This is a genomic window from Streptomyces sp. NPDC033131 (assembly GCF_055578365.1).
In genome coordinates, this window is the sequence record NZ_JBVIPA010000001.1 from 413,678 (window position 1) to 427,838 (window position 14,161).

The window sequence follows — 14,161 nt, forward strand, 5'->3', positions numbered from 1 at the left end:
CATCACGCGAGCCTGCCCGCAACCTCCTCCCCTGGGAGACGTGGGCCCGCGTCAGGGAGACAGGCCACCGGCCGCCGCAGTCCCAATCCACTGCCATGCCATAGGAGTTGCTGCCATGCCGCCCACCACGTTCACGTCCTGCCCGCCCCCGACTGTGACGGAGGGCCTACCCCTCACCCCACCCACCCCCGAAACCCTCGCCTACAGCCTCACGCTCCCCGCCTCGGTGCAGAGTCCGGCGATCGCCCGCGCGGCTACCCGCACGATCCTGCGGGCGCACGGCCTCGACGACGTGACGGATGCGGCCGTACAGGTGGTGAGTGAACTGGCGGCCTGCGCCTGCCGTTTCACGCCGACCGCCGAGGTCTACGTATCCCTCCGCTATCGGGACGGGGCCCTCCGAGTGATCCTCTACGACGGCCATGCCCGCCACACCCATCCCCGCCTCGCCTCCGCCTGCGAGTCCCGCCGTCGCGCGGCCCTGCGTGTACTCGCGTGCGTGGTCAAGGCGTGCGGCGGCGACTGGGGTTTCGGAGACGCGCGTGAACCGGGCGGCGGCACGCGGATGTGGGCGGTCCTGCCGAGGGAGGGGGCACGGGTGTACGTCTGATGGTTCGAGTAAGCGAACTCAAGAGGCAGAAATCGTTGAGGGTGAAGCCGTGAAGGCCTAATATTGCATTCGCGTTAGCGAACGCATCCTTGCATGGGGGAACGGGGGCCCGCGTGACCGTACTGATGGCGGCTGCCGCGCTGTACGGGGTCGTCCAGCTCTGGGCGCTTTCCTGGCCGACACGTTCCGTACGTCTCTATACGGTGCTGCTGGCCTTCCTCGTCGGCATGTACGCCTGCGGAACGGCCACGGCGCTCCTGGAACTCGCCTACACGCGAACGATCGCCGCCCAAACCGGCCGCTCAGTGACCGAGGTCGTGAACACCACCGCCTACACCACAGCTCCATGGGTGGAAGAGTTGCTGAAGGTGTCACCTCTCCTGCTGGCGGGCCTGTACGGAAAGGTCCGTCGTCAGTGGGGCCTGACGGACTTCACGGTTCTGGGGGCCGCGCTCGGCGCCGGCTTCGGCCTACTGGAAGCACTCCTGCGCTACTCCCTGGACGCGGACCGCGCCCTGTCCCGCCACGGTGGTTGGCTGGTCCCCGACAGCCTGTCACCCCCGTACATCCCGGGCCCCGGCGAGGTGTTCACCTCCTGGCTCCCGTCCCCTGCGGCCACACTGAACCTCGACCGGACGGGTGAGGTCACAGTGGCAACTTTCACGCACCTGACGTGGAGTACCGTGGCGGGACTGGCAGTTGGCGTCCTGTGGCGAGCCCGGAACCGGTGGAAAGCAGTGGCGGCCATTCCCTTCGCCGCAGCGGTGGCCCACCACATGCTGAACAACTACGTCGCCGCGCACGCGGTCGGCGACGCCGGCGAGTGGCTGGAAACGCTCAGCGGCCACTCTTGGACGGCATCCCTGCTGGCACTGCTCGTCGCGATGACGGCAGACCTGATCTGCCTGCACCGCGGAAAGCGAAGACTCCCTGGCGCACTATTGGCGCGGGAGCGGACGGACGGCGACACCGCAGCCACCTTGATTCGCTACGCGGCCTGGCGCCTGCCCTGGACCCCGCTGATAGCCCTGCGCTTCATACGCCTACGCCGAGCCCTCTGCTATGCGGCACCCGCGACTCCACCTGCCGCCCTCGAACCCCTGCACCACGCAGTGGCCGACATAGCCACCCGGATCGACGCCACCGACCGCCCACAGCCTTGGCATGCGGCCGACATACGAGCACACATCAGAGCCGCCCGAGCCGGGACGGTCCGCCGCAGAAGGCGACTCCTGAACCTGATCCCCTTCCTCCTACTAGTGCCGTCCGTCCTCTTCCTGGGCGTCGGTTCGTTCAAATCCACGGCCGAACTCCAGGAGTACTTCACGACGGGCGCCGGCCCGAAGATCCTCCAGTCCTGCGCGGCAGCCGCCTTGGCCTGGACGGCCTGGCTGCTGACGATGTTGCTCCGCACCTGGCGCCAAGCAGCCGCCCAACCCTTGGCCGAATCCCTCGCCGCCCATCGCTTCCGCTTCTCCTCCGCGGTGGCCTCTGCGACAACCGGAACGCTCCTGCTCTGGCGAAGCGCAGGCACCACCGGCCCCGACGGCCGGGTCATCCCCACCACCCACCTCCTCGAAGCCCTCGACCACTTCCTCGCCTACCTCGGCTTCGCCCTGCTCCTCCTCTCCCTCCTGGCGCTCTTTCCACCAGGAGCCGGCCTCGCCCTGGCCGGAAGCGGCGTCGTGGGCGGCCTCACGGCGGGAGGCGTTCTCATGGCTGCACGGCTGGGCATCGCGGGGATCGCCCTCATGGCGGCAGGAGCCGCAGGCGGAGGTGTACCTGGTGAAAACGGCGGATCGGAGGAGGGGGAACACCGGAAGTCCCGGGATGATTCCATAGACGAGACCGAGAAGGTTTTCAGTCCCAAGGAGCGCAGAATCGCTGAGACGCTGCAAACGGAAGGTAGGAGTGTAAAGGCGCTCAGGGAATCCCAAGTGGAAGGTCGCAAGACTCCCGACGCCATCGTCAACGGGGTTCCGACGGAGTTCAAGAGCTTGGACCCCGGGGCTGCTCCCAACTCCGTGAAGAACACGCTGAACACCGCCAAGAAGCAGGCGCGTGATGCCGTCGTCGACGCACGAGGGAGCGGACTCGACGAGAGCGGGGCGCGTGAGGGGCTGGACAAGTTCCTGCGAAACAATCCGCCGGGGCGAATGGACTCGATTCGAATAATTGGTGACGGTTACAATATCGTGTGGCCTTAGGGGTACCGTATGAGTGAATACCACTACGTTTTTGTGCGCCCCGGTTTCCCGCGGGAGCAGCTCGTCCACGACATTGCAGCGGCCTGTGGCGCCGAACTGAAGCCGGTGGATGCCGAGTTCGTCGACTATGCGGCAAACCTCGGGCACGCGGCGGTCGAGGTGGAACTCACCCATGAATACGAAGAAGACCACGGCATGCCCTTTGAGCGGTACGACTCGCTAGTCACCGTCCGTGATCTCGACTCGAACCCGGAACGCCAGGAGGCGGCAGCGAGACAGATCTTCGAGCGGCTGGCAGCCCTCGGCCGCTACGACCTGATCCTCGTGCGGGACCTGCAAGAACTGCTCGCCTCGTCCCGGCCGTCGCCCGGGTGAGGGCCTGCCATCCGGCCGGGCCTCGACCCCGGGTGCGAGGGCTCTTGAGCGAAGGTCGGGGGAGGAGGTGTCGGCAAGTACACCGTCGCCCGGGTGGGCAGAGCCATGGTGAGGCGACCGGGGCGTTCATAGCCTCGTCGGCATGGATGACAACGTGACTCACAACGACAGGCCCTCGCGGCGCCATGCGCTGCGGCTCGCCGCTTCGGCAGGCGGTGCCGCCCTCGCGGTCGGCGTCGGCGCCGGTACGGCGCGGGCGACCAACTCAGGCCGCGCGACGGAACGGAGGGACACCGGCGTCCGTACGTACGTCCTGGTCCACGGCACCCACAGCGCAGGCGCGTTCTGGACGGCGATCGGCAGGGAACTGGCGCTGCGCGGGCACCGTGTCGTCGCGGTGGACCAACCGCTGCACGGCACCGAGAAGTTCATACCGAGGGCCTACCAGGCGCAGGACCTGCGGGCGCTCGCGACCGAACCCTCTCCGGTCGCCGCGCTCACCCTGGACGACTTCGAGCTGCGGGTGACGGGCGCCGTACGGCGGGCCGCGCGGCTCGGGGATCCCGTCGTGCTGGTCGGGCACAGCATGGGCGGAGTGTCGGTCAGCAGGGTCGCGGACGCCGTGCCCGGACTCCTCGCGCACATCTGCTATCTGGCCGCCTTCTGCCCGAGCCGCAGCATGCCGTCGCTCGACGCGTGTGCGGCCTCGCCCGAGGGGCAGCGCTCCATCACGCCGCTGGAGCAGATCGTAGGGGACCCGGAGAAGCTGGGTGTGCTGCGCCTCAACTGGCGTACCTCCAGCCGCCGTGACCTCGCCGTGTTCAAGGAGATGATCTGCGCGGAGTACACGGACGGCGAGTTCCTGAGGGTTCTGGAGGGCATGCAGACGGACGAGTCGGTGACGGCGTACGCGGGCCGGGCGGTGGGCCGCGCGCACACGTGGGGCCGGATTCCCCGCACGTACATACGCTGCGGCAAGGACAGGACCGTGTCCCCCGAGCTCCAGGACCGCATGATCGCGGAAGCCGACGAACTCACCCCGGACAACCGCTTCACGGTTCACAACCTCCCGAACGCCGGCCACCTCGGCCCTTCGGACCCGACCCGCGTCACGGACCTTCTGCAGGGTCTCCCGCTGTAGCCCGGCCGCCGAATGACGAACCCGACCGGCACGGCCACCCGCCCTGCTCCCTACTCCCCTTCAACCGCTACCCGCACCCCGGCCCGCACCCCCCACCCCGCCATCCCCCCGGCCTCCGCCTCCAGCACGTGACGCGCCCGCACCCGCGGCAGCCCCAACCGGCCCGGCTTCATGGTGCGTACGGCGATGACCTTGAGTTTCCTGTCCAGGTACGCGACGTCGATGGGTATGCGCATCCGGAAGGTGTGGACGCTGTTGGCGGGGGAGAGGAGCATCGCCCCGTCGACGGAGTCCCGGCCGAGCAGGCCTTTCGTGCGGGCCCGGTACGAGGCGGCGATCTCCAGGGGAACCCTCACGACCGCCCCGCCCTCGCCGGGTACGACCAGCTTGCCCCGCCCGTCACGCCACCGCCCCATGCCCGTACCGCCACCTTCCCTCTGTGTCTTCGTCCCTCATCCTCCCCGGCGGTGATCACGCACAACACCCCTGACGGGTCAGCCCGGCCGGTGGTCACCCGTCTTCCCGTCGATGAGCTCTCGCAGGATGTCCATGTGGCCCGCGTGTCTCGCGGTCTCCTCGATCATGTGGACCAGGACCCAGCGCAGGGACACGGCGTCGTCCCGGCGCCATGCCGGGCGGCCCGGGGCGTCCAGGGGCAGGGTGGAGATCATGTGGTCGGCGGCGGTGCGGGCGCGGCCGTAGAACTCGACGATCCGGGTCTTCGGCTCGTCCTCGCCCACCCACATGTCCTCGGCGCTGTAGGGGTCGAACCACAGCGGCTCCACCTCGCCGCCGAAGGCCTGCACGAACCAGCCGTACTCCACCGATCCGAGGTGCTTCAGCAGGCCGAGCAGGTTCGTGCCGGACGGGGTCATCGGCCGGCGCAGCTGCTCGTCGTCAAGTCCCTCCAGTTTCCACAGCACCGCGTCCCGGTGGCGGTCCAGGCTCGCGCGCAGCGTCTCCTTCTCCCCGCCCGCATACGGCATGCCCGAAGTGCCTGTTACGCCCTGAACGTCCTGGCTCGTCATGTCGTAAAAATTAGCAGCGCCCACTGACAACACCCTGCGACGATCACCCCATGGCAGAGCAGCGTGGCACGACGGGACACGGCACGGGGGAGCAGGAGCGACGCGGCTTCGAGGAGCTCGTCGCCGAGGGCGCCGCCGTTCCCACCGAGGGGTGGGACTTCTCTTGGTTCGAGGGGCGGGCCACCGAGGCGCGGCCCTCCTGGGGCTACGCGCGCTCGATGGCGGACCGGCTGGGCGCCGCGACGGCCGTGCTGGACCTCCAGACCGGCGGAGGAGAGGTCCTGGACTTCGCCCTCGGCGCCGCCGCCCCGAAGGCGCCCGCGCTCACCGTCGCGACCGAGGGCTGGCCGCCGAACGTGGCCATTGCCACCGCCCTGCTCCGCCCGCGGGGTGTGGCCGTCGTCGCCTCTCCGGAGGACGCGCCGCTGCCCTTCGCGGACGCGGCCTTCGACCTCGTGGTGAGCCGACACCCCGTCAGCGCCGACTGGCCGGAGATCGCCCGTGTTCTGGAGCCCGGAGGCACCTACTTCGCCCAACACGTCGGGCCCGGCAGTGTGTACGAACTCGTCGAGTACTTCCTCGGTCCCCTGTCGCAGGAACAGCGCAGCGGCCGTCATCCCGACCGCGAACGCGCCGACGCTCAGGCCGCGGGCCTGGAGATCGTCGACCTGCGTGCGGAGCGCCTCCGCATGGAGTTCCGTGACATCGCCGCCGTCGTCCACTTCCTGCGCAAGGTCGTGTGGATGGTCCCCGGCTTCACCGTCGAGGCCTATGAGCCCCAACTGCGGGCCCTGCACGAGCAGATCGAGTCCGAGGGCCCCTTCGTCGCCCACAGCGCCCGGCACCTCTTCGAGGCCCGCAAGCCGAAGCCGTAAGGCTCACGCACGCCCACACGCGCGTGCTCACGCGTGTGGCCCCACCGTCACCTCCCCGATCACCAGCTCCGCCCGCGCCTCCAGCACGTCGCCCACCCGCTCGGCCTGCTCCCCCAACTCCCGTTCCTGGCGTGCCGTCAGGCGTCGCAGCGGCTCCACGGTGACGGTCGTACGGCGTCCCCGGCGCCGCTGGTGCCACACCCCCGCCACCACACCGTCGACGAGCAGCACAGGATGGTTCCCGGCCTGCCCGCCCGCCAGTGCCCGCCGGTACGCGGCCCCGGGGAACAGCAGCTCACGGGGCTGTGCGGCGATGCCGTAGGCGTCGAAGTGGGGCAGCAGCCGCACGCCCCGGGCCGGCCCGTCGGGGAAGGCGGTGTCGCCGGCCGCCACCCACGCCGGCGCGCCCTCGAAGACGACGTCCTCGATCGCGCCCGCCTCCGCAAGCCCCCCGAAAAGGCGGCCGGCCCAGCCGACCGGCGCGGCGAGCCACTTGGCGAAGTACGCCGGTGTCGAGGGGCCGTAGGCGCGCAGGTATCGCCGTACGAGTGCACGCACCGCGTCCCCGGGCGGCAGCGGGTCGAAGTGCGGCGGGCGGGTGTACGTCACCTTGCGGCCCCGGTTCGGGCCGAAGCACAGGGCGCCTGACTGCCCGGCCCGGTGCAGTACCTGCCGCCAGCGCGGCCACAGGTCCTGGAAGGCGGGCATCACCGGGTCGCCGGCCCAGGAGCCGGTACGGGCGACGATCTCCTCGGTCAGTTCGTCGACGGTCAGGCACACGCCGTCCAGGGCGTCGCCGATCGCCGACACGATCTGCCCGGCCTGCTCCTCGGTGAGCCGGACGTCCGGCGCGAAGGGGCTCGCGCCGGACGGCACGGCCGGCAGCGCGGAACTCCACAGCGGCAGCTCACGCAGGGTGAGCAGATGGAGGGTCCCGCGCGGACCGTGCGTCTTCACCAGGGAACGGTCCTCCCACAGTGCCGCCCGTACGTCCGCCCGGGTCGTCCCCGTGCCCCGGACCCCCACCGACACCTCCGCCGCGGACAACACCTGCGCGTGCGCGGCGAGCATCGCGCCGACGATGTCGGCGGCCGGAGTGCCCCTCTCGGCGGGAGTGGTCAGGAACTGTCGTTCGAGCCGCCGGGCACTGGCCTGGTCCCACGTGATCGTCACGGTCATGGTTCGACGGTAGGGCGTAAAAGGGTCAGATCCTGTCCTAGTTGCCGAGCCCTGGTTCTCCGGAAACGGGTGATCGGGTGGTGTCGCCGCCGCGTATCCATGGCTCCACACGGTTCCCACATTGTTATCGCAGGCGACTCGCATCGGACCCCGAGTCTCCAGTAAGTTCAGACCAAGGTTAATTCGCGTGAGCAAAGCTGCGCGGGCGGTACCGCGCAGTGGAGGGGGCTGCGCGGTACCACGTCAAAGGCGCGCACATCCGGGCGTCACCCGGAAGAGGGATGTACACGGAACCTCCCGGATCTCCCCGGATCCCGCCCGATTCCCCCGGGAATCCGCTGTGTTCCGGCCATGAACCCGCCCCGGAGAGGCCCTCGGACGGCCATCTGGCCGTCGCCGCCCGACTCCGGAGAGTAGTGGTGGCACGCCGATGTACGCAGCAGCACTTACGAAGGGTTATGGTGGAAACCCCCCCTCGGGCCGGTCCGTCTCCCCCCCACGGACCGGCCCGTTTTTTCTGCCCGGACGGGGCACCCGTACCGAGGTGACGGACCACCGCGCGTCCCTCAGGGGCGCAAGCGCTCCCCCTGGTGGCGCCCGAACCCGCCCGCAACCCGGACCACGCGCCCGCGATACCCTTCGCTCCGCGGGGACCGCCACCGTACGGAGGGGCTGACAAACACGTGAACCTGCGCGACAAGCTGCGCAGCCTGCTCGTCAGGCTGTACGCACGCCGGGTGGAAGGTCACCTGGACCACGCCCAGGTGCCCAAGCACATCGGCGTCGTCATGGACGGCAACCGGCGCTGGGCGAAGGCCGCGGGTTCCACCACAGCCCAGGGTCACCGAGCGGGTGCCGACAAGATCGAGGAGTTCCTCGGCTGGTGCACCGAGACGGATGTCGAGGTCGTCACCCTCTGGCTGTTCTCCACGGACAACTTCGACCGGCCGCAGGAAGAGCTCGTCCCGCTCTTCGGGATCATCGAGGACGTCGTCCGCTCGCTCGCCGCCGACGGCCGCTGGCGTGTCCACCACGTCGGCACGCTCGACCTGCTGCCGGAGGGGATGCAGCGCACCATCAAGGAGGCCGAGGAGGTCACCGAGAAGGTCGACGGAATACTGGTCAACGTCGCCATCGGCTACGGCGGCCGCCAGGAGATCGCCGACGCGGTCCGCTCGATGATCCTCGACGCCGCCGACAAGGGCGCCTCGATGGCGGACCTCGCCGAGTCCGTCGACGTCGACATGATCGGCCGCCACCTCTACACCGGTGACCAGCCCGACCCCGACCTGGTGATCCGTACCAGCGGCGAACAGCGGCTGTCCGGATTCATGCTGTGGCAGACGGCCCACTCGGAGTACTACTTCTGTGAGGTCTTCTGGCCGGCCTTCCGCAAGGTCGACTTCCTGCGTGCCCTGCGTGACTACGCCGCACGCCACCGGCGTTACGGCGGCTGAGGACGCGCCTCGCCGAAGGGCGTCTGTATACCCCGTTTGGGGCGGAAGTAACAAGGAGTTCACCAGCGCGTCGTCATATGCACTGGCATGGCGGCGCATGTTCGAGGGCATAAGCCAAGCAGGTCGACGCCCGAACCACGGGTGTCGTATCTCAGCGGACGGCACGGGGCCGTCCGCCCGGGAGGCCCTTTGCACCAGCCCGACCGTGCGGTCACAGCGCGGACGACGACGCGGAGGGCCGGTTATCGGCCCGTGCAGGGCGGCCGACGACCGGTCCAGCTCCACTCCGTCGCTCCCCGACCTCATCCGAGGGGGTACGTCCTTCCGTGGTGACCAGCACAAAGCGCCCCAAGCCAGACCGGCGCACTTATGTTCTCGACACCAGCGTCCTGCTGGCCGACCCGCACGCCCTGAACCGCTTCGACGAGCATGAAGTCGTGCTGCCGATCGTCGTGGTGACGGAGTTGGAGGCCAAGCGGCACCATCCCGAACTCGGCTACTTCGCCCGGCAGGCACTGCGCCTGCTCGACGAGTTCCGGGTCCGGCACGGCCGCCTCGATGCCCCCATCCCGATCGGGGACCTCGGCGGGACCCTCCGTGTCGAGCTCAACCACTCGGACCCGAGCGTGCTGCCCAGCGGCTACCGCCTCGGGGACAACGACTCCCGCATCCTCGCGGTCGCCCGCAACCTGCAGGCCGAGGGGTTCGACGTCACGGTCGTGTCGAAGGACCTCCCGCTCAGGATCAAGGCCTCGTCCGTCGGGCTCCTCGCCGAGGAGTACCGCGCCGAGCTCGCCATCACGGACTCCTCCGGCTGGACCGGAATGTCCGAACTGACGCTGCCCGGCGAGCAGGTGGACATCCTCTTCGAGGAGGGACAGGTCTACGTCCCCGAGGCCGCGGACCTGCCGGTGCACACCGGACTGACCATCCAGTCCGAGCGCGGCAAGGCGCTCGGCCGGGTCACGCCCGAGGGCAACATCCGGGTGGTGCGCGGGGATCGCGAGGTCTTCGGCATCAAGGGCAGGAGCGCCGAGCAGCGCATCGCGCTCGATCTGCTCCTCGACCCGGACGTCGGGATCGTGTCCATGGGCGGCCGGGCCGGCACCGGCAAGTCGGCGCTCGCGCTGTGCGCGGGGCTCGAGGCGGTCCTGGAGCGCCGTCAGCACAAGAAGGTGATGGTCTTCCGGCCGCTCTACGCGGTGGGCGGGCAGGAGCTCGGCTATCTGCCCGGCTCCGAGTCCGAGAAGATGAGCCCCTGGGCACAGGCGGTCTTCGACACGCTGTCCGCGGTCACCAGCCGCGAGGTCATCGAGGAGATCACCGCACGCGGGATGCTGGAGGTACTCCCTCTCACCCACATCCGCGGCCGCTCCCTGCACGACGCGTTCGTGATCGTGGACGAGGCGCAGTCGCTGGAACGGAACGTCCTGCTGACCGTTCTGTCCCGGATCGGCGCGAATTCACGGGTCGTCCTGACCCACGACGTGGCGCAAAGGGACAATCTGCGAGTCGGCCGCTACGACGGTGTCGTCGCCGTCGTCGAGAAGCTGAAGGGGCATCCGCTCTTCGCTCATGTCACGCTGACGCGATCCGAGAGGTCCCAGATCGCCGCCCTTGTGACCGAAATGCTGGAGGACGGACACATCTGACCTTCACGCCCCATCTCGGGGTGGTTTCGCAGCAGTTGGCGCCGTCCGGAAAGGCAGTGAGCCTAGCCGGGCGGCGCCTTCGCGTGTGGAGTTTTCCGATATCCCCAGGCCCAAACGGCATGTGAGCTTTCACACGCAACACAGAATTGCCTTGCGGCGTCCGGTTACGGCAGAGTCTCACTCCTGTCAGGCCCCGCATACGGCACACCTGTACCCCCAGCGGTACGGCACCACAGTCAGACCACATCAACTCCATATCGTCGCCGTATGCCGCCCGCGTCTCCACATGGCGCTCCTCTCGGGGAGTTGCCCCACCGGGCCCGCGCCTCCGTGACCCGTAGTTGGGAGGCCAGTGCAAGGGGCACGATTGCGTCCGCCAGGGTCACCGAGGCGGGCGATGCTGGAAGGAAACCGTGTGAGCCCGATTTCGGTCCGGGGATTCGCAGTGGCCTCTGCCACGGCGGTCACCGCTGTCGGAAGCGTTGTTGGAGTTGCCTCGGGCAGCACCGCGCAGAACAACGACGCCGAGGTGACGGCAGCCGACTCGACGCTCCTCGCAGACATCCCCGCGGGTCAGCAGGCCCAGGTGCAGACCGCCTCCCTGACACAGCAGGCGGACGTACAGGCCATCGCCGCGGACGCGAGCGCCAAGAAGGTGGCGGAGGAAGCGGCCCGCAAGGCTGCCGCCCAGACCGCGATCGAGAAGAAGGAAGCCGCCGAGAAGGCTGCCCAGGAGGCCAAGGAACGCGCCGAGGCGAAGACCAAGGCCAGCCGGGACTCCTCCAGCTTCCCCGTCCAGAACTCCTACACCATCGCGCAGATCCAGGCGATGGCGCAGGCGATGGTGCCGAGCGGCCAGTGGCAGTGCTTCAGCAACATCGTGGACCACGAGTCCACCTGGAACTACCGGGCGGTCAACCCCTCCTCCGGTGCCTACGGTCTCTTCCAGGCCCTGCCGGGTTCCAAGATGTCGTCGGTCGGCTCCGACTGGCAGACCAACCCGGCCACCCAGATCAAGTGGGGCCTCAACTACATGGACAGCCGCTACGGCAGCCCCTGTGAGGCCTGGTCGTTCTGGCAGGCCAACCACTGGTACTAGCCGACACCCGCTCAACCCGGCGCAGCCCCTCCCCGTCCTAGGGGGAGGGGCTTTCGCCATGTACGGTCGGTGCCGACGACGCCAGGGGGAGTGGTGGGGACGGACGGGGGAGAGGGACGGATCATGTCACGAGTGCCAGGGTGGCTCGGACGGCTCGGCGCCAGACTGACCGACATGGGCGAGCGGTTCGGCGAGCGCCGGGCCGAGGCGGAGCGGGAGCATGCGGAGGCGGAAGAGCGGGACCTGCCCGCCGACCACCTCCCGCCGCCCGCGGACCCGGTGCCCGTGGTCGTGGTGGAGCGCCCGGATCCCGCCCTGGCCGTGCCCTGGGGGATGCGTGTCGCCGCCGAGGCCGGCTGGCGTCTGCTCGTCCTCGCGGGCACGCTCTGGGTCCTCATGCGGATCATCAGCGCCGTACAACTCGTCGTGCTGGCCTTCGTGGCGGCACTGCTCATCACGGCCCTGCTCCAGCCGACCGTGGAACGGCTGCGGCGGCTCGGTTTCCCGCGCGGGCTCGCCACCGCCCTCACCGCGATCCTCGGGTTCGTCGTGATGGGCCTCATCGGCTGGTTCGTGACCTGGCAGGTCATGGAGAACATCGACAACCTCTCCGACCAGATCCAGGACGGCATCGACGAGCTGCGCAAGTGGCTGCTCAACAGCCCCTTCCACGTCACCGACAAGCAGATCAACGACATCGCCGAAAACCTGCGCGAAGCGGTCGGCGCGAACACCGACCAGATCACCTCGGCCGGTCTGGAGGGCGTGACGGTCGTGGTCGAGGCGCTGACCGGCATACTGCTGGCGGCCTTCTCGACGCTGTTCCTGCTGTACGACGGCCGGCGCATCTGGGAGTGGACGCTGAAGCTGGTGCCGGCGGCGGCCCGGCCGGGCGTGGCGGGCGCGGGCCCGCGGGCCTGGCGGACGCTGACGGCGTACGTCCGCGGCACGGTGATAGTGGCCCTGATCGACGCCATCTTCATCGGCCTGGGCATCTACTTCCTCGACGTCCCGATGGCCGTCCCGCTCGCCGTCTTCATCTTCCTGTTCGCCTTCATCCCCCTCGTGGGCGCGGTCATGTCCGGCGCGCTGGCGGTGGTCGTCGCGCTGGTGACGCAGGGCGTCTTCACGGCGGTCATGGTGCTGGTGGTGGTCCTGGCGGTCCAACAGATCGAGGGCCACATCCTCCAGCCGTTCATCCTGGGCCGCGCGGTGCGGGTGCATCCGCTGGCGGTGGTCCTGTCGGTCGCCGCGGGCGGGATGGTCGCCGGCATCGGCGGGGCGGTGGTGGCGGTGCCGCTGGTCGCGGTGGCGAACACGGTGGTCGGCTATCTGCGGTCGTACTCCCACGAGGTCGCGCTGAAACAGTCGCCGCGTCCCAGGGGCGCCACGGCGGTGGGGTCGGCCCCGCCCGAAACGCCCCCGCCGGCATAGCCCGCGGCCCTGGGTCCCGGCGCGGGCCCCTTCGGCAGCGGTCACGGCAACGCCGAGAGCCCCGCCCGGCACCGACGGGGAACGGGGCCCGGACGCCGCCGTACTCGGAGAGCACCGCTTCCGCGTCCAGCGTCGCGCCGACCGCAGGCCCGCCTTGCGGAGCGCCTGCTCGGGGGAGTCGAGGCACATGCCGCAGCCGTTGACCGCGGAGACCGCGGACGATCACAGGTCGAAGTCGACCTTGTCGACACCCGGGTTGCCGATGACGTTCATCCGCAGGCCGGCCCACACCTCGCGGTCGCCAGGACCGTACCCCACAACCGCGCCGGAAGGCCGGAGTCGCCCCGTGGAAACGGGCTTGGGGCAATCGCGCAAACGGCGACCGATAAACGCAGTTGGTGAGGCCGGAGGCCTCAACTTCCGTCAGTCGTGGACAGCTTGGGAGACCGCGTCCAGAATATGCGCCCGGCCTGATACACCTTGCCCCTCAGCGCCACGCGATGCCGGGCTGCCGGCTGCTCCCACGACCCTGACCGGGCACGGCCCCGAAGGCCGTACCGGACGCCGCGGGACGCCGGGTCCGGAGCCGAGCGGATCAGCGGCGGGCAGCGGGCCGGCCGGTAGGGCAGCCCTGCGGTTCACGCCGACCACACACGGCCGGCCGACCGGATGCCAACAGAACTAGGGGAGTGCGATACATGGATCACAAAGCCCTCGCGCTGGAAATGCGCGGCTTGCGCGAGCAGGTCGCCGGGATCACCGACACCGCCGTAGCCGCCGCCGACGGGCTGCTGATCGCAGCCGACACCGCCGACACCGCCGACTCCATCGAGCCCGAGGGCATCGCCGCGCTCGCCGCGGCAGGTCTCGGTCTCGCCCGCCGTACCGCCGAGGCGACGGGGCGCGGCGCGCTGTCCCGGACGGTGACGTACGGCAGCCACGGCTGCGCGGCCGTCTACGCCGTCGGCGAGAGCGCGCTGATGGTCGTCGTCGCCGACGAGGGGACCGACGTGGACCAGCTCCACCGCGCGACCCAGCCGGCTCTGCGCCGTATCGACGCGATCCTCACCGGCCAGGCGACCACCGCGACCGGGTGAGGAGAAA

At 69.6% G+C, this 14,161-nt stretch carries 13 protein-coding genes and 1 pseudogene; 10 read left to right on the forward strand and 4 right to left on the reverse strand.

The annotated features are described in order from the left end of the window. The first annotated feature begins 115 nt into the window (after nucleotides 1-115). The 4 genes from ACZ5XS_RS01805 (at nucleotide 116) to ACZ5XS_RS01820 (ending at nucleotide 4,333) form a co-directional block, all read left to right on the forward strand. A complete protein-coding gene (locus ACZ5XS_RS01805) occupies nucleotides 116-610 on the forward strand; it encodes an ATP-binding protein (protein ID WP_468647244.1) in 495 nt (164 codons plus the stop codon). Nucleotides 611-723: 113 nt separating this feature from the next. Then, a complete protein-coding gene (locus ACZ5XS_RS01810; protein ID WP_468647245.1) occupies nucleotides 724-2,817 on the forward strand; it encodes a CdiA C-terminal domain-containing protein in 2,094 nt (697 codons plus the stop codon). A 9-nt stretch (nucleotides 2,818-2,826) separates the two neighbouring features. Continuing rightward, on the forward strand, nucleotides 2,827-3,192 hold the full coding sequence (locus tag ACZ5XS_RS01815; RefSeq protein ID WP_468647246.1) for a hypothetical protein: 366 nt from the start codon (nucleotides 2,827-2,829) through the stop codon (nucleotides 3,190-3,192). A 142-nt stretch (nucleotides 3,193-3,334) separates the two neighbouring features. Beyond that, complete coding sequence (locus ACZ5XS_RS01820; RefSeq protein WP_468647247.1) at nucleotides 3,335-4,333, forward strand: alpha/beta fold hydrolase; 999 nt, start codon at nucleotides 3,335-3,337, stop codon at nucleotides 4,331-4,333. Nucleotides 4,334-4,383: 50 nt separating this feature from the next. Here ACZ5XS_RS01820 and ACZ5XS_RS01825 read toward each other — a convergent pair whose 3' ends face one another. Both ACZ5XS_RS01825 and ACZ5XS_RS01830 read right to left on the reverse strand, forming a co-directional pair. Next, the gene (locus ACZ5XS_RS01825; protein WP_468647248.1) at nucleotides 4,384-4,749 is read right to left on the reverse strand and encodes a DUF192 domain-containing protein; all 366 of its coding nucleotides are present in this window, start codon (nucleotides 4,747-4,749) and stop codon (nucleotides 4,384-4,386) included. A 78-nt stretch (nucleotides 4,750-4,827) separates the two neighbouring features. Then, complete coding sequence (locus tag ACZ5XS_RS01830; RefSeq protein WP_468647249.1) at nucleotides 4,828-5,361, reverse strand: DinB family protein; 534 nt, start codon at nucleotides 5,359-5,361, stop codon at nucleotides 4,828-4,830. A 50-nt stretch (nucleotides 5,362-5,411) separates the two neighbouring features. On the opposite strand from ACZ5XS_RS01830, the gene ACZ5XS_RS01835 reads away from it, so the two are divergent. Further along, nucleotides 5,412-6,236: a class I SAM-dependent methyltransferase gene (locus tag ACZ5XS_RS01835; protein WP_468647250.1), complete on the forward strand. Its 825-nt coding sequence runs from the start codon at nucleotides 5,412-5,414 to the stop codon at nucleotides 6,234-6,236. A gap of 27 nt (nucleotides 6,237-6,263) precedes the next feature. Here ACZ5XS_RS01835 and ACZ5XS_RS01840 read toward each other — a convergent pair whose 3' ends face one another. Next, nucleotides 6,264-7,415 (reverse strand): winged helix DNA-binding domain-containing protein, encoded by a 1,152-nt coding sequence (locus ACZ5XS_RS01840; protein WP_468647251.1) that lies wholly within the window; start codon nucleotides 7,413-7,415, stop codon nucleotides 6,264-6,266. Nucleotides 7,416-8,098: 683 nt separating this feature from the next. Between ACZ5XS_RS01840 and ACZ5XS_RS01845 the strand changes: the two genes are divergently transcribed. The 4 genes from ACZ5XS_RS01845 to ACZ5XS_RS01860 all read left to right on the forward strand — a co-directional run bounded on the left by ACZ5XS_RS01845 (nucleotide 8,099) and on the right by ACZ5XS_RS01860 (nucleotide 13,057). Next, complete coding sequence (locus ACZ5XS_RS01845; RefSeq protein ID WP_468647252.1) at nucleotides 8,099-8,872, forward strand: isoprenyl transferase; 774 nt, start codon at nucleotides 8,099-8,101, stop codon at nucleotides 8,870-8,872. A gap of 326 nt (nucleotides 8,873-9,198) precedes the next feature. Beyond that, a complete protein-coding gene (locus tag ACZ5XS_RS01850; RefSeq protein ID WP_217241169.1) occupies nucleotides 9,199-10,524 on the forward strand; it encodes a PhoH family protein in 1,326 nt (441 codons plus the stop codon). Nucleotides 10,525-10,939: 415 nt separating this feature from the next. Continuing rightward, nucleotides 10,940-11,623, forward strand: a complete 684-nt coding sequence (locus tag ACZ5XS_RS01855; protein WP_468647253.1) for an aggregation-promoting factor C-terminal-like domain-containing protein — start codon at nucleotides 10,940-10,942, stop codon at nucleotides 11,621-11,623. 123 nt (nucleotides 11,624-11,746) lie between these two features. Further along, nucleotides 11,747-13,057, forward strand: a complete 1,311-nt coding sequence (locus ACZ5XS_RS01860; protein WP_468647254.1) for an AI-2E family transporter — start codon at nucleotides 11,747-11,749, stop codon at nucleotides 13,055-13,057. Between the two features lie 103 nt (nucleotides 13,058-13,160). On the opposite strand, the pseudogene ACZ5XS_RS01865 reads toward ACZ5XS_RS01860, so the two are convergent. Beyond that, nucleotides 13,161-13,342, reverse strand: a pseudogene (locus ACZ5XS_RS01865) (carboxymuconolactone decarboxylase family protein); the annotation flags it as partial. A 413-nt stretch (nucleotides 13,343-13,755) separates the two neighbouring features. Here ACZ5XS_RS01865 and ACZ5XS_RS01870 point away from each other — a divergent pair. Continuing rightward, nucleotides 13,756-14,154, forward strand: a complete 399-nt coding sequence (locus tag ACZ5XS_RS01870) for a roadblock/LC7 domain-containing protein (RefSeq protein WP_468647255.1) — start codon at nucleotides 13,756-13,758, stop codon at nucleotides 14,152-14,154. Nucleotides 14,155-14,161: the final 7 nt, after the last annotated feature.